This window comes from Cupriavidus sp. USMAA2-4, assembly GCF_001854305.1.
GTDB classification, from domain to species: domain Bacteria; phylum Pseudomonadota; class Gammaproteobacteria; order Burkholderiales; family Burkholderiaceae; genus Cupriavidus; species Cupriavidus malaysiensis.
Window position 1 is genome coordinate 1,702,028 of sequence record NZ_CP017749.1, and the last position, 13,983, is coordinate 1,716,010.

18 protein-coding genes are annotated in these 13,983 nt (G+C 70.1%); 9 read left to right on the plus strand and 9 right to left on the minus strand.

The window, feature by feature from the left end; genetic code table 11:
• The first annotated feature begins 122 nt into the window (after nucleotides 1–122).
• Nucleotides 123–830 (plus strand): hypothetical protein, encoded by a 708-nt coding sequence (locus tag BKK79_RS27690; protein WP_231908174.1) that lies wholly within the window; start codon nucleotides 123–125, stop codon nucleotides 828–830.
• A gap of 34 nt (nucleotides 831–864) precedes the next feature.
• Here the strand turns inward: BKK79_RS27690 and BKK79_RS27695 are convergent, their stop codons facing one another.
• From BKK79_RS27695 to BKK79_RS27710, 4 genes are all read right to left on the minus strand, one after another.
• Complete coding sequence (locus BKK79_RS27695) at nucleotides 865–1,722, minus strand: hypothetical protein (RefSeq protein WP_071039415.1); 858 nt, start codon at nucleotides 1,720–1,722, stop codon at nucleotides 865–867.
• Between the two features lie 205 nt (nucleotides 1,723–1,927).
• Nucleotides 1,928–2,572 (minus strand): HugZ family pyridoxamine 5'-phosphate oxidase, encoded by a 645-nt coding sequence (locus BKK79_RS27700; RefSeq protein ID WP_071039416.1) that lies wholly within the window; start codon nucleotides 2,570–2,572, stop codon nucleotides 1,928–1,930.
• Nucleotides 2,573–2,830: 258 nt separating this feature from the next.
• Complete coding sequence (locus BKK79_RS27705) at nucleotides 2,831–3,265, minus strand: ester cyclase (protein WP_071039417.1); 435 nt, start codon at nucleotides 3,263–3,265, stop codon at nucleotides 2,831–2,833.
• A gap of 87 nt (nucleotides 3,266–3,352) precedes the next feature.
• Entirely contained in the window at nucleotides 3,353–4,375 is a 1,023-nt protein-coding gene (locus tag BKK79_RS27710) for a Bug family tripartite tricarboxylate transporter substrate binding protein (protein ID WP_084085234.1), read from the minus strand.
• Between the two features lie 250 nt (nucleotides 4,376–4,625).
• On the opposite strand from BKK79_RS27710, the gene BKK79_RS27715 reads away from it, so the two are divergent.
• The 3 genes from BKK79_RS27715 to BKK79_RS27725 all read left to right on the plus strand — a co-directional run bounded on the left by BKK79_RS27715 (nucleotide 4,626) and on the right by BKK79_RS27725 (nucleotide 7,252).
• Nucleotides 4,626–5,165, plus strand: coding sequence for a VOC family protein (locus BKK79_RS27715; protein WP_071016913.1), 540 nt, complete (start codon nucleotides 4,626–4,628; stop codon nucleotides 5,163–5,165).
• On the plus strand, nucleotides 5,162–5,956 hold the full coding sequence (locus tag BKK79_RS27720) for an SDR family NAD(P)-dependent oxidoreductase (RefSeq protein ID WP_071039418.1): 795 nt from the start codon (nucleotides 5,162–5,164) through the stop codon (nucleotides 5,954–5,956). Before BKK79_RS27715 ends, BKK79_RS27720 begins: the two co-directional genes overlap by 4 nt.
• Before the next feature lie 219 nt (nucleotides 5,957–6,175).
• Entirely contained in the window at nucleotides 6,176–7,252 is a 1,077-nt protein-coding gene (locus BKK79_RS27725; RefSeq protein WP_071016909.1) for a LacI family DNA-binding transcriptional regulator, read from the plus strand.
• 10 nt (nucleotides 7,253–7,262) lie between these two features.
• Here the strand turns inward: BKK79_RS27725 and BKK79_RS27730 are convergent, their stop codons facing one another.
• Nucleotides 7,263–8,597, minus strand: a complete 1,335-nt coding sequence (locus tag BKK79_RS27730) for an MFS transporter (RefSeq protein ID WP_071016908.1) — start codon at nucleotides 8,595–8,597, stop codon at nucleotides 7,263–7,265.
• A gap of 343 nt (nucleotides 8,598–8,940) precedes the next feature.
• On the opposite strand from BKK79_RS27730, the gene BKK79_RS27735 reads away from it, so the two are divergent.
• Nucleotides 8,941–9,642, plus strand: coding sequence for a Crp/Fnr family transcriptional regulator (locus BKK79_RS27735; RefSeq protein ID WP_084085236.1), 702 nt, complete (start codon nucleotides 8,941–8,943; stop codon nucleotides 9,640–9,642).
• 51 nt (nucleotides 9,643–9,693) lie between these two features.
• On the opposite strand, the gene BKK79_RS27740 is transcribed toward BKK79_RS27735, so the two are convergent.
• The gene (locus tag BKK79_RS27740; protein WP_071039419.1) at nucleotides 9,694–10,200 is read right to left on the minus strand and encodes a 2,4'-dihydroxyacetophenone dioxygenase family protein; all 507 of its coding nucleotides are present in this window, start codon (nucleotides 10,198–10,200) and stop codon (nucleotides 9,694–9,696) included.
• A 37-nt stretch (nucleotides 10,201–10,237) separates the two neighbouring features.
• Nucleotides 10,238–10,744 carry an ester cyclase gene (locus BKK79_RS27745; RefSeq protein WP_071039420.1) on the minus strand — a complete coding sequence of 169 codons (507 nt, stop codon included), beginning with the start codon at nucleotides 10,742–10,744 and terminating at the stop codon, nucleotides 10,238–10,240.
• A 295-nt stretch (nucleotides 10,745–11,039) separates the two neighbouring features.
• Between BKK79_RS27745 and BKK79_RS27750 the strand changes: the two genes are divergently transcribed.
• From BKK79_RS27750 to BKK79_RS27760, 3 genes are all read left to right on the plus strand, one after another.
• On the plus strand, nucleotides 11,040–11,546 hold the full coding sequence (locus tag BKK79_RS27750) for a MarR family winged helix-turn-helix transcriptional regulator (protein WP_071021858.1): 507 nt from the start codon (nucleotides 11,040–11,042) through the stop codon (nucleotides 11,544–11,546).
• The gene (locus tag BKK79_RS27755; RefSeq protein WP_071039421.1) at nucleotides 11,543–12,328 is read left to right on the plus strand and encodes a DNA alkylation repair protein; all 786 of its coding nucleotides are present in this window, start codon (nucleotides 11,543–11,545) and stop codon (nucleotides 12,326–12,328) included. Before BKK79_RS27750 ends, BKK79_RS27755 begins: the two co-directional genes overlap by 4 nt.
• Nucleotides 12,329–12,440: 112 nt before the next feature.
• Nucleotides 12,441–12,791 carry a DUF6616 family protein gene (locus tag BKK79_RS27760; protein ID WP_071016901.1) on the plus strand — a complete coding sequence of 117 codons (351 nt, stop codon included), beginning with the start codon at nucleotides 12,441–12,443 and terminating at the stop codon, nucleotides 12,789–12,791.
• A 31-nt stretch (nucleotides 12,792–12,822) separates the two neighbouring features.
• On the opposite strand, the gene BKK79_RS41700 is transcribed toward BKK79_RS27760, so the two are convergent.
• A complete protein-coding gene (locus BKK79_RS41700) occupies nucleotides 12,823–12,969 on the minus strand; it encodes a hypothetical protein (protein ID WP_335582944.1) in 147 nt (48 codons plus the stop codon).
• Nucleotides 12,970–12,987: 18 nt separating this feature from the next.
• On the opposite strand from BKK79_RS41700, the gene BKK79_RS41705 reads away from it, so the two are divergent.
• The gene (locus tag BKK79_RS41705; protein ID WP_232346470.1) at nucleotides 12,988–13,119 is read left to right on the plus strand and encodes a hypothetical protein; all 132 of its coding nucleotides are present in this window, start codon (nucleotides 12,988–12,990) and stop codon (nucleotides 13,117–13,119) included.
• Nucleotides 13,120–13,162: 43 nt separating this feature from the next.
• Here the strand turns inward: BKK79_RS41705 and BKK79_RS27765 are convergent, their stop codons facing one another.
• Nucleotides 13,163–13,930 (minus strand): flagellar brake protein, encoded by a 768-nt coding sequence (locus BKK79_RS27765; protein ID WP_071016899.1) that lies wholly within the window; start codon nucleotides 13,928–13,930, stop codon nucleotides 13,163–13,165.
• Nucleotides 13,931–13,983 lie beyond the last annotated feature (53 nt).

A 13,983-nucleotide genomic window follows, 5' to 3' on the forward strand; every position in this document is an offset into this window, starting at 1 on the left:
CGCTCCGGGCGGGGCATCCGGGCATCGGAACATCGGGCCGGCGCGGCGCTGGACGGCTTCACTCAAGCCGTGCGGCGCCGAGGCCGTAAAATCCTGCGGATACCGATTGGAGATGTTCCCGAATGAAGAAGGCATTTTTCCTCGCCGCCGTGCTCGCCACCTCGCTGGCCCAGGCCGCCACCGGCCATGCCGCCGGTAACACGGTCGGCAATGCGACCGGCAATGCGACCGGCAATGCGACCGCCAATGCGACCGGTCGTGCGGCAGGCAATGCGGCCGGCACCGCCGCGCCGGCCAGGGGCGCCGTCGCCTCGGCCGCCTCGGCCGCCGCCGCCGGCAACGTGGCGGCACCGCTCGGCCTGGAACTCGGCAAGACCAAGTGCGCGCGCCTGACCTCCACGCAGAACCACGTGCGCAGCGGCAAGACGCCCTGGGCCGGCGGCGACGCGATCGAGATCAAGAACCTGGCCCGCTTCAACCTGCCGGGCCTGACCCGCGCCATCGTCAACTGCGACGACCAGGACAACGTGGCCCTGGTGACGCTGACCTTCGAGCGCACGGTGCTGGACGAGGTGAGCGGCAAGCTGGATGGCCGCTACGAGGCGAAGCGCAAGACCGAGTCCGGCGCACAGAACGGCTATGCCGAGTGGACGGCCGCCAACGGCAGCCTGGAATTGCTCTCAGCGCGCGATGGCCGGCAGTTCACCGTGGCCTACTGGGCCAAGAATGCCAAGGCCAGGTATTTCGCCTACAGCGCCGCCGCCGACAAGAAGCAACCGGCCGCCTCCGCGCCGGCGGCGAAGGCGCCGGCCCAGCCTGCACCACTCTGACGCCGGCGCCAACGCCCGACATCAACGCTAGGCACTAGCGCCCGACGTACTGCCCGTTGACGAAGCGGCAGTTCGCGCTGGGCCCGTAGAGCTGTGACAGCGGGAGGAACTGCATGCCATTCATGGTCTGCACGCCGACCATCGGCAGGCGTACCTCGAACACCGCGCCGCAGTTGGTCTGGGTGCCGATACGCACGCGCGCGCGCATCTGCGCGGCTTCCTTCTGGATCGCTTCCTCGCGCGCCTGGCGCGCGGCGCGCTCGGCCGCCTGCTGCTGCTCGCGGCGCTGCAGCACCTGCTTCCAGCGCTCGTCCAGGCGATCCAGCTTCGCCACGAGCTCGGCCTTGCCCGGCTCGTCCAGGAACACCACTTCACGCAGATTGCTGCCCGCGCTCGGAATGGCACGGTAGTCGTTCATCAGATCGGAGCCGGGAGCGCGGCTCGGCTCGCTGCGCATCAGGTCGGCATCCGTGATGGCGGTAAGTATCCCGCCCAGGTCGCGCCGGTAATCGCTGCTGCCGAACGGGGAGCGCTGCGTGCAGGCCTTGCGCGTATCGCAGGCCAGCCAGGCCACGTTGTTGCCATTGAAGTCGACGTCGTCGGTGATGCTCTGCCCGGATTTCAGTACCAGGGTGACGCGGTAGGTGATGCTGCGGCTGGGGCGCACTTCCACCACCGTGACGCGGGCGATGTCGCGGGCGTTGTAGGCCTGGCCGCGCATCTCGAGCGCCAGCACCGCCTGCTTGTCCTTGCTCCAGCCCCAGCTGCTCCAGGAACCGCCGCGGGCCTGGTAGGCGATGCGGTTGTCCTCGTAGACGTTCAGTGTCGAAGCCAGCCTCGCGGCCTTCTCCTGCGGCGTCGGGGCGACCGTGCAGCCCTGCAGCCAGACCATGGCAGCGCCACACGCGGCTGCCGTCAACATTCTCTTTGCCATACCTTGATGCCAGATGTTCGGGAGGGCCGGCAGCCTTTGCCGGCGTGAGGGGCTACCGTTGCGCGCAAGGCCGGGCATCCCGCTCGGTTATCGGCCGGCCGGATCGCATCTTGAGGACGCCGCGCTGCGGCGAGGGCGGGTGTCGCTTCGCGGCCCGCGGCCGTCAGCGCGGGCGGGCGAGGACGTCGCGCGCGGCGCCGGCGATCGCCTCGGGCTGCAGCGGACGCTCTGCGAAGCGTTCCCTGACGCGCTGCCCCCCGACGGCCAGGTCGATGCCGCAGGCATCCAGGCCGAGCACGCATACACCATCCGGCACCTGCGTGGCCAGCGTGGCGAGCAGGTCCGCTTCCACGCCGGCGTCCAGGCCCGGCAGCGCATCGAGTTCGGCCTGCTCGACCCAGCCCATGCGGCCGAAGCCGGCGATATACCGCACGCGGCGCGGGTTGAGGCGGTAGAAGTGGAAGTCGAGCGAGAGCAGCGCCTCGGTGTTCGGCGCATAGCGCAGGTAGCGCGCGCGCAGGCCGCCGTCCGGCTCGATCCGCTCGGCCTCGCCCAGCAGCGTCAGCCGGCTCGCGGTCTGGACGTCGGCGGCGCCCGGCTGCAGGACCGACAGGCTCGCGCGCGGATCGGCCAGCAGGTTGCGGGTGTGCTCGGCCAGCGCGCTGAGGCAGAGGACCGGACGATGGGCCGCGTCGGTGACATAGGGCACCACCGTCGCATAGGGATACCCGGGCGCGCTGGTCGAGTGGGTGGCGAGGGTGCCGTAGGCGGCTTCGTGCAAGAGATCGATGACGAGTTCGGCGGACATCTTTCACCTGGTTGCGGATCTGGAACGGGCGCGCTGCATGCCGCCGGCGGCGCGCAGCGCCTCTGCCATCGCGCCGCGGATCGGTGCCGACGCCGGGGCGGGCCGCTTCGATTGTAGGCGGGCCCGGCCCGGCGCACCACGCGCGCCTCTTCCGTCTCCCGTGGCTGCCCGGCAAGCGCCGACAGTCCCGTGGCCGCGGCGGGTGCCGTCCATCGCGCTGCCAGCAGAGCCTTCCTTGCGCAGGGCGTCGGGCGCGCCTTACAGCAGCCCGAGCGCGCGCAGCTTGGCGTCGGCCGAGGTGTAGGGACGCTCGCACACGATCTTGTCGGAACCGGGGGCGAATTCGAAAGTGGCGGCCATGCGCACGCGGAAGGTGCGCCCGGTCGGCGCGAAGGTCCTGCCGGCGACCTGCAGCGGGCCGAGGTGGGTACCCTGCAGCCAGAACTCGACCAGCACCGTGTCGCCGGCGGCGGCGATGGCGATGATCTCGTTGCTCAGGTCGGGGAAGGCGGCGCGCGAGGCGGCAAAGTAGCCGCGCACCGCCTCTTCGCCGTCGTAGACCAGGCCACTGCCGTGCATCTCGTAGCGCGGATGCGCGAAGGTGCCGATGACGGCGTCCCAGTCATGCACGCATTCGAGGGCCATATGGTCCCGCACGGTCTGCAGGCGGGCGTCGTTCAGCGGGTTGGACATGATGTGGCGTTCCTTTCCGTGGAGGGGGATGCTGAAGCCTGCGGGCGGGCGCAAGGCCTGCCCGCATGGGTGTGGTGGCGCGGCGCTTCAATCGAGCGAGATGTGCGCCTGTTGCGCGATGGCCTTCCAGGCGGGGATATCGCGCGCGTTGTTCTCCTGCTGCTGCGCGCCGGAGGCGTACCTGGCGGTGATGCCGAGCGCCAGCAGCCTGCCGATCACGTCGGGATCCTTCAGCGTGGTCTCCAGCACCGCGGAGAGCTTGTCGACGATGGGCCTGGGCGTCTTCGCCGGCACGTACATGGCCCAGCTCAGTTCGCGGTCGAAGTCGATGCCCTGTTCCTTGTAGCTGGCCACCTGCGGCAGGCTGGGCGAGCGCCGCGTGCAGACCGCCAGCGCCTTGAGCTTGCCGTCCTTGACGAAAGGCGTGGCGGTGACCATGTCGACGAAGGCCAGCGGGATGTGGTTGCCGAGCAGGTCGGTGATGATCTGCGAGGTGCCCTTGTAGGGCACGTGCTGCATCGGGATGCCGGCTTTCTGGCTGAGCACCTCGCCGCAGAAGTGGCCGGTCGAGCCCGCGCCCCAGCTCGCGTACTGCATGGGCGCGGCCTGCTTGCGGGCCAGCGCCGCCAGTTCCTTGAGGTTGTCGGCAGGAAAGGGATTGGCCGCCAGCATCACGATGGACGAGCTGCCGATGGTGCCCAGGCTCTGGAAATCCTTGACCGGGTCGTAGGGCAGCCGGGAGTAGACGGCCGGTGCCAGCGGATGCGTCGACATGCCGCCGATCATGATGGTGTAGCCGTCCGGAGCCGCGGTGGCCACCGCATGGGTGCCGATGGTGCCGGCGGCGCCGGGCCGGTTTTCCACCACCACCGGCTGTTTGAGCTGGAGCGCGAAGCGCTCGGCCAGTAAGCGGCCGAGGATATCGCCGCCGCCGCCGGCGGCGAATGGCAGCAGCATGCGGATGGGGCGTTCGGGGTAGCCGGCGGTGCCGGCCGCGGCGGCCGGCGCGGCCGGCACCGCCAGCAGCGCGGCGGCCACGGCGGGCAGCCAGGTGCGCAGCGGGCCGGCGAGGCGGCGCGCGCGGCCGGTGGCCGGGTGGGGCTGTCTCATGGTTGTCTCCTTCGGGCGGCACCCGTTCCAGGCGGGGGGGGGGACGTCTCCCGCTCCGGCTGGGGTGACAGCCTCGGCTCCAGGGTCTTCTTTTTTAAAAGAGTGGAAACGTTTCCATAAGAGTCTCGGCGACCATTGATGACATAACAATCATGGTTAACGCTAGGAAAACAGTACCTCGCAATTCCTCTAGACTGCTTGAATGGAATCGTTTCCATATCACATCAGACCATCGGACAAGGAGAGCGGAATGAGCCTGCGGTTCGGCGCGGTACGCCAGATCGGCTACGTGGTGCACGACATCGAGAAGGCGATGCGGCATTGGAGCGAGGTGCTGGGCGTGGGGCCCTGGTTCTACAAGGAAGAGGTCGGCACCACGGAGTTCCGCTACTACGGCGCGCCGTCGGCATTGCCGGCGCTGTCGATCGCGCTGGCCAACTCCGGCGGCGTGCAGATCGAGTTGATCCAGCAGCGCAACGATGCGCCCTCGCTCTACCTGGATTCGCTCGCGCGCGGCGCCGAGGGCATGCAGCACATCGCCTATTGGACCGACGACGGCTTCGATGCCGATGGCGCTGCGCTGCGCGCGCGCGGTTATGTCGAGGGCCACGGCGGGCGCATGGGCGCGCGCGGGCGCTTTGCCTACTACGTGCATCCGGACCTGCCGGGCAATATCGTCGAGATCTCGGAGATGGCGGGCGGCAAGGGCGAGTACTTCGCCATGATCGCCCAGGCAGCGCAGGGCTGGGACGGCAGCGAGCCGATCCGCCGCATTGGAGTGGCACGATGAGCGCGCCTGCCGAGCGGGTCCTCGCACCGGTGCCGGTGCCGGTGCCAAGGGTGGCCGTGGTCACGGGCGCGGCGCGCGGCATCGGGCTGGCGATCGCCGGCCGGCTCGCCGCCGAGGGCCATGCCGTGGCCTTGTGGGACCTCGACCCCGCGGCCGTGGAAGCGGCCGCCGCCGTGTTGCGTGCGCAGCATCGCGCCGTGGCCGCGGTGGCGGTCGACATCAGCAGCGCCGCACAGGTGCGGGCCGCGCTGGATGACACCGTCGCCGCGCTCGGCCGGCCCGCCCTGCTGGTGAACAACGCGGCCATCCTGGGGCCGAACGGTCCCACCGTACAGGTGGCTCCCGCTGCATGGCAGCGCGTCTTCGACATCAATGTGCTGGGCGCGCTGCACTGCGTGCAGGCCGTGGTGCCAATGATGGTGGCCGACGGCTGGGGGCGCGTGGTCAACGTGGCCTCGATCGCCGGCAAGGAAGGCAATCCCTTCGCCGGTGCCTACGCGGCCTCGAAAGCGGCGCTGATCTCTCTGACCAAGAGCCTGGGCAAGGAGCTGGCGGCCAGCGGTGTGCTGCTCAACTGCATCACGCCGAGCGCGGCCGATACCGAGATCTTCGGCACGCACGACGCGGCGCAGCGCGAGCTGCTGCGCCAGCGCCTGCTGGAGCGCGTGCCCATGCAGCGCTTCGTGCGCGTCGAGGAGGTGGCGGAGATGGCGGCCTGGTTGTGCTCCCCGTCATGCAGCTTCAGCACGGGCGCGGTGTTCGATATCAGTGGCGGACGGGCGGTCTACTAGACCACTGAATCATTGAATTGGCATGGCAGGTACCGACCGATTTCAGCGATTCCGTGGACTAGTTCAGTGGACCGGGCATCGCCCGCGCAACCGCATCGGCCTGCGCAGCCGCTTCGGCGATAATGGCCGGCCGGGCAAGACATGGCCCCCGAGCTGCGCCAGGCCAGTCTCTCCCCTCCAAGAATCCCCGGCAACCGCCCACCGGCCCCTGAGCACGATATGAGTAGTCCACCGCGCAGCCAACGCGCCGACCCGCCCGCGCGGGTCACGATCCGAGACGTCGCCCGCGCCGCCGGCGTTTCCGTGGGCACCGCTTCGCGCGCGCTCAACCGCAGCGGGCCGGTCAGCGAAGCCGCGGTACAGGCGGTCGAGCGTGCCGCCAAGGCGCTCGCCTACGCGCCCGACCCGATCGCGCAGAGCATGCGCACCGGCACTTCCGGCGTCATCGGCGTGCTGGTCTCGGACCTCGCCAACCCGCTCTACGGCCGCATCATCACCGCGGTCGAGACCCGCCTGCAGCGCGAGGGCTACGCCATGGTGGTCGGCAACACGCACAACAGCAAGGCACAGGAGCGGATGATGGTGGACCTGTTCCGCCGGCGCCGCGTGGACGGCCTGATCCTGGGACCGTGCGAGGAAGAGCGGCCGGCCTATCTCGAACAGATCGCGCGCGACCTGCCGGTGGTGGCACTGGACCGCGACTTCGGCGCGCACGGCGCCGGCGTGCACGTCGATCATCGCCGTGGTGCCGGCGAGGCCACGCGCTACCTGCTGGATCTCGGCCACACCCGCATCGCGCTGATGTCGTCCGATGGCGCGCTGCGCCCCGGGCGCGAGCGCATCGAGGGCTACCGCGCGGCCCTCGCCGAGCGCGGCCTGCCGGCCGATGAGGCGCTGGTGCGCACCAGCCGTTCGGCCATGGATCTCTCGTTCAGCGATGCGCTGGCCCTGCTGTCGGCGCCGGCACGTCCCACTGCCTTTCTCTGCCTCGGCACGCGCATCCTCTCCGGCGTGCTGCAGGCGCTCAAGCAGAGCGGACTGCGCGTGCCGCGCGATGTCAGCCTGATCTGCATCGGCGACGGTGACCTGCCGCAGCTCTTCTCGCCGGCCATCACCGCGGTGAGCTGGGACCTGGAGGCGGCAGGCACGTCGTCCGCCGAGATGGTGCTGCGTGCCATCGACGGCGCGGCACAGGGCAAGGAAGGCGCCGCGCCTGCGCGCCGGGAGGTCAGCTTGACGCCGCATCTCGTGGTGCGCGAGTCGTGCGCGCCGCCGCCGGCTGCGGCCGCGCGTTGACGCCCTTTGATCAGGCCGTTTCCGCCCGGCGAGGCCCGCTCATCGCCGGCCGGCCGGGGCGGAAATACAGTACGAAGATCAGCGCGGCAAGCACCAGGGCCGAACTGAGCAACAGCAGGCTCAACGTGAAGCCGCCGGTGGCCGCCTTGATGGCGCCGACCGCCACCGGCGCCACCATGCCCGCGCTGCCGCCGACCGTGCTGACGATGGCGATGCCGGCGGCCGCGCTGCGTCCCGACAGCAGGCTGCCCGGCATGGACCACAGCACCGTGAACGCGCTGGAAGTGCCGGCCGCGGCCAGCGCGAGGCACAGGATCGCCGGCAAGGCATCGTGCTGGAAGCGCGTGGTCAGCATCAGGCCGGCCGCACCGGCGAGGGCGCCCGCGGCGAAGTGCCAGCGGCGCTCGCCGGTGCGGTCCGAGTGCCGGCCGACGAGGAGCGAGGCGATCACGCCGGTAGTGGCGGGCACGATGGCGTAGAGGCCGACCTGCATCACCGTCAGCCCCATGCCCTTGAGCATGGTCGGTTGCCAGAAGGCGAGCGCGTAGATGCCGAGGATCAGCAGGAAGGAGACGAAGCCCAGTACCCAGACGCGCGCATCGCGCATGGCGGCGCCGAGGCCGCTGTGGGGATCGGCCGGCGGCGCGGGCGAGTCCGCGCGCAGCAGTGCCTGCAGCCTTGCCTTGTCGGCCTCGTGCAGCCAGGCGGCCTCGGCGGGCCGGTCCGGCAGCGTGCGGAAGGCCACGATGCCCAGCAGCACGCAGGGGATGCCCTCCAGCAGATAGAGCCATTGCCAGCCGCGCAGGCCGGCGGCGCCATCGAGGTAGGTCATGATCGCGCCGGCCATCGGACCGGCCAGGATCGGCGCCACGCTGAACGCCATGAAGAACAGCGCGGTGGCTTGCGCCAGCCGGCGGCGCGGGAACCACAGCGTCAGGTAGTAGAGCACGCCCGGCGCGAAGCCGGCCTCGAACACGCCGATGAGGAAGCGCAGTGCGTAGAACTGCGTCGGCGTGCGCACGAACATCATCGCCGCCGAGGCCAGGCCCCACAGGCACAGGATGCGCAGCAGCGTCGCGCGCACGCCGATGCGCGCCAGCAGCAGGTTGCTCGGTACCTCGAACACCGCGTAGCCGACGAAGAAGAGGCTTGCGCCCAGGCCGAACACGGCATCGCTGAAGGCCAGCTGTTCCTTCATCTGCAACTGCGCATAGCCGACGTTGGTGCGGTCGAGGTAGTTGAACACATAGCAGAGGCACAGCACCGGCAGCAGCCGCCAGCCGATGCGGTGGAACAGCGCAGCCTCGTCGCCCGCGCGTGCCGGGATCGATGTACGCCCGTTCATCGCGCCGCTCCCGTCGGGGCGGCATGGACGGCAGGCACGGTGGGGCCGGCATGGGCCGGTGCGGGCAGGCGTGCGCCTGTTGGCGTGGCGAGGCTCATTGGGGGATGTCTCCGTTCTGTTCTGTTCTGGTCTTGTCTCGGGTGGATGCCATCGCTGCGGGCGATCGGCGCGGGCGAGCGGTGTGACTTGTCGCGCCCGCATCGATTGTCGGCAGCGGGCGCGCGGGACACTGTCGCCTTTTGGCAGTCGCGGATGGGGGAATACCCTTCTCGCCGTCGCCGGCCATTCCGCGGCGCGGGGATGGCTTGGTATATTGCAGCGGTCGTTTTCCCGAAGTCGCGCGATGCCGTCCGACACCATGCGAGACCACTCCACCACCAGGCCGGAAGGTGCTCCTGCCGAACTGCTCTCACCGGAACTGGAAGCCCTGCTGCGCGCGCACGCCATCCGCAAGCGCCTGGCCCGGGGCGACGTGCTGTTCACCTACGGTTCGTCGCCCGATGCGCTGTTCTGCGTGGAGCGGGGCCAGATCCGCTTCAGCGTCACCGCGGCCAGCGGCAAGGAGGCGGTGCTCAGCATGCTGGAGTCGGGCCAATGGTTCGGTGAGGTGTCGCTCTTCATCGATGCGCCGCGTGTCTACGATGCGCGCGCGATGGTCGACAGCGAACTGCTGATGGTGCCGGCCACTTCCTTCCACGAGATCGTCGACGAGCGGCCGGCTTTCCTGCTGGAGTTCATGCGCCTGGTCTGCCGGCGCTACCGCTGGGCACTGGAGTGGATCGACGAGACCATGCTGCTGCCGCTGCCCATGCGGCTGGCGCGCCGGCTGCTGGCGGCAAAGCATGCGCACGACCTGTCCGCGACGGGCGTCCCGCAAGAGCCGGCGGCGCTGCGGCTGTCGCAGGAAGACCTGGGGCAGATGCTTGGCGTCTCGCGGCAGAGCGTGAACCGCCAGCTCAAGGAATGGGAGGCGCAGGGGATGCTCCGGCTCGACTACGGGCGTGTCACGCTGCTCGACCAGGCGGCCTTGCGCCGCCTGGCCTGAGGCTTGGCTCGATGTCGGGCCGGCGCCGGGGCTCGCATCCCGGCCGGTGCCTCAGCCGACCGAGAATTCCGCACCGCCCCTGGGGCGGATATAGCGCGGCATCGGCATCATGCCGGCCTGCACCGCGCCGAGGATCGCCGCTTCGATCGCGCCCGCGTCCATGATGCTGTGGTATTCGCCGCCGACGAAATTGATGTTGGCGCCGTGCACGACCATGATGCCCTCCGCCGCCTCGCTTGCCTCCGCCGGCACCGAGAAGGTGTGGATCGAGCCGCCCGGCTCGTACAGGTAGCTGCCGGCGGTCTGCGGGTCGCCGGGATACTCCACGTAGTTCCACCGTCCCTTGGTCGTGTAGAAATGCACGGTACCGGTGTGGAAATGCGTCGGCAGCACGGTGCCGGGGGCGAAGCAGCCGTACAGTACCCAGACGCCATTCTCGCGGTCGAGGAACAATGGCGTGATGGTCACGCCCGGCACTTCGGTGGGCAGGCGCGGCGCCGTCTCGACATTGAGGGTCAGCAGGCGATCCTGGTGGGTGGTGGCTTCTGGCAGGGTCATGGTCGATGTCTCCGGATTTCGGTGGGGATCATGCCGCTCAGGCGGTGGCCGTCGCGGGCGCCCGGGCGTCGCCCAGCAAGGCCTCGATGGCCTGGTGCCTGCGCTCGGCCGGCAGGCCGGCCAGCAGTTGCCGCAGCATGGACAGGCTGTCGTAGTAGATGCGCTCGCAGGCCAGCCTGTCGCCGTCGAACAGGAAGAAGGCCGTCATGCGGCAGCGGAACGGGTTGCCGGTGGGCGGCAGCCCGTTCAGGTTGCCCCGGTGCGTGCCGAGCAGCCAGAACTCCACCACCACGGCATCGTCGGCGTGGCGCAGCTGGATGATCTCGCTGCGCTGGTCGGGGAAGGCCTGGCGGCTCTGCGCGTAGTAGCGCCGGACATCGTCATGGCCGTCGAAGACGTGCCCGGTGGCGATCAGTTCGTAGCGCGGGTGCGGGAAGGTCGACAGCACCGCGTCGAAATCCTGCCGGACCTCGTCGGCGAAGTGGTCCAGCACGATGCGCTCACGGCGGGCGCGCAGTTCGGCGTCGGGGATTGGGGTGGGCATTGCGGTCTCCATGCTCGATATCGTTGTGCGCGGATCGCGCCCGGCTGCGCAAGGGGCGTGCCGTGGATGCGATCGCGGGACGATTATCGGCAGGACGTGCGCGCAAGACTGTCGCGGATTGGCGGTTGCCGTTCAGGAGTTCCCTGGGGAAGCGGACCGGCGCGGCGTGCCGGCTCAGGCGTCCGCCGCCTCGCCGCGGATATGCGAGGCTGCCGCTTCCTGCAGGTCGAGGTCGTACTTGAGCTGCGCCGGATCTTTGACATGTAATTAGGCACCATATAATATGGCGACTATGATTGAGCTTGAGCAAAAATACCGGGCCTTGCTGGACGAGGCGGAACGCCGTGGGCTGCCGGACGTGGACAATATCCGCCTGTGTTTCCAGGCGCTGTCGCTGGCCGCCGCGATCGACCGCGATTGCGCGGCGATGCTGGCGCCGCATGGATTGTCCGAAGGACGCTTCGTGCTGCTGTTCCTGCTGGACGCGGCCGGCGCGGGCATCGCGCCCAAGGTGCTGGCCGAGCAGGCCGGCGTGACGCGCGCCACGGTCACGGGCCTGCTCGATGGCCTGGAGCGCGAGGCCCTGGTCGAGCGGCGGGCCGATGCCGAGGACCGTCGCGGCGTGCAGGTCCGGCTCACGCGCAAGGGCAAGCAACTGGCCGCGACTGTGTTCGCGCAGCATGGCGGCTGGATCGCCGGCCTGTTCGGCGGCCTGTCCGAGCCGGAGCGGCACCAGCTCTCGGCGCTGCTCGCCAAGGTGGCAGCGGACCTGGCCGCCCGTACGGCGGAGCGGGGCGCATGAACGCGGCGAACGCGGCGGCAACCCGCAAGGGCGCGAGCCGCGCCGCCGATATCGCCCCCGACGTGCTTGCCGCCCTGTCGCGCGGCGAGTTGCAGAGCGCGACGCTGGCGGAGTGCCTGGCGGTGGACCAGGCGCGCTTGCTGGGCGCGGTATTCCCGGCGCTGCCGCCGCTCTTGCACGAGGCCGCCGGGATGGCGTGCCGGCAGGGCATCCTGCAGCGCATGCGCTGCATCGCCGACCTGCTGTGGGCGGAACTGGGAGGCGCCGGCATCGACGCCTGCGCCCGGCACGGCTCCGACACGGTGCGGGGCTGGTCCTGCTTCATGATCGGCGCGCAGCCCGGCCTGGACCTGGACGCGCGCCTGGACGCGATCCGTCAGCTGGCGGACGATCCGCACTTCGGTGTGCGCGAATGGGCCTGGCTGGCACTGCGGCCTCACCTGGCTGCGGCGCTGCCCGCCGCGATCGAGCGGCTGGCGGGATGGACTTCGCTGCCCTCGGAGCGCCTGCGCCGCTTCGCCTGCGAGGCGCTGCGTCCGCGCGGTGTCTGGTGCGCGCACCTGGCACCGCTGAAGAAGGATCCCGCCATGGCCCTGCCGGTGTTGTCGCCATTGCGGGCCGATCCGTCAGGCTATGTGCAGGACTCGGTGGCCAACTGGCTCAACGACGCGGCCAAGGACCAGCCGCGCTGGGTCAGTGCGCTGTGCGAGCAGTGGTCGGCACAGAGCCCGGCGCAGGCCACCGCGCGCATCTGCAAGCGTGCCTTGCGCAACGTGAAGTAGGGATGCCGTGAATCGGCCCAGCAACTCAGCAGCGCAGCAGCGCAACAACGCAACAACGCAACAACGCAACAACGCAACCGCGGAACCGCGGAACCGCAACAAGGGGAACGACATGACCACATCCGGCCATCACTATCTCGTCGAGCTGTACACGCCGAAGCCGGCGTGGCGGACGCTGGCACCGGAACAGCGCGAGCGCTTCCTGGCCGGCATCGCCCAGGGCATGCAAGGCCTTGGAGCGCTCGGGATCGAGATCCTGTCTCTGGGCCGGGCCGATGCCGGGGTCGAGCGTGCCGCGGGCCATCGCTACCTGGGCATCTGGCGCTGTGCTGACGCGGCGGCCCGGGATGCCTTGCTGGCGGGTATCGAGGCGTCGGGGTGGTACGGCTACTTCGAGCACGTCAATGCCGCCGGCGGCGGTGGCGGCCTGGCATCCCACCTGGCGGAGCTGGCCGGGGACTGAGGACAGGTTGGCGCGCCCGGCCGCCGCGCGCTCAGTCCGCCGAGATCTTGCCGACCTCGATGACCTTCTTCCAGCGCGCGAATTCACCGGCCTGGAGGACCGAGAACTGCTCCGGCGTGTTGGCCACGATCTCGAAGCCCGCCTCCAGCAGCTTGGGCCTGATGGCCGGATCGCGCACCTGAGCCCGTCGCTGACCATGGTGCAGGTCGACGGCGCCGGCATCGGCACCCGGGCGGCGCAGTTGCTGCTGGCGCGCTGCCGGAGAGAGTCGGTGGCGCCGGCGGTGGTGGATGTCGGTTTCCGTGTCGTCGAGCGCGGCTCGACCTAGTCCCTGCATTGGCCGCCGGGCGCCGGCCCGCGGTGCGGCAGGCCTACATCTCGCGGCCGGCCGTCTCGAAACGGTAGACCAGGCGCTGCAGGAAGGTCCGCTGCGCCGGGTCCAGGGCGAGGAAGCGGCAGCCGACCAGGTGCTGGACCAGCGCATGGCGCCGGATGATGCCGTGTCCGGTGGCCTGCAATGTTGCTTCCATCATGCCGTGCACGCCGAAGTGCAGTTCGCAGCGCTCCACCACGGTACCCGTGGGCAGCACGTCCTGCTGCGCCGCGCTCGAGCGCAGGCCGACGCCCGTCTGCGACAAGTTGTCGATGCCCAGCCGCTGCACGCGCCCGTCCCGCGCCGGCAGCGTGCAGGAAAAGTTGTACTCCGGCGCGATCTGCACGCGCGGCTGCTCGCGGCGCTCGTCGAAGTCGAGCCGGGTGGGGAATTCGGCGGCACAGGCCAGCCCGCCCCGGTAGCGCACCGTGCGCGGGTTCAGGATCGGGAAGCCGATCGGTACGTCGCGCAGCCGGGCGGAAAACCGCACCTCGCCCGAGGCCAGCAGGAAATCCTGTTCGGCTGGCGTGCGGCAGCCTTCGAAGAAAAACAGCCGCGCCACCGGATCGACGCCGAGCAGGATGGTCGACATCGCCGCGCCGCCGCGCCCGAGCAGCTGGCCCCGGCACTGCAGCCAGGCCAGGTCCTGCAGCGCCAGGCTGATGCGTGCCGGATCGAGGGCGGATTCCCGCCCGGCCGCCGGCAGGGAATCTGCCTGTGCCTCCGCGTCGGCGCCATGGCCCTGGCTGGGGTCGGGGTGATCCATGAGATATCCATCGGGAAGCGCCTGCCGCCCCGGGGAAGGCGGGCGGCAGGGCG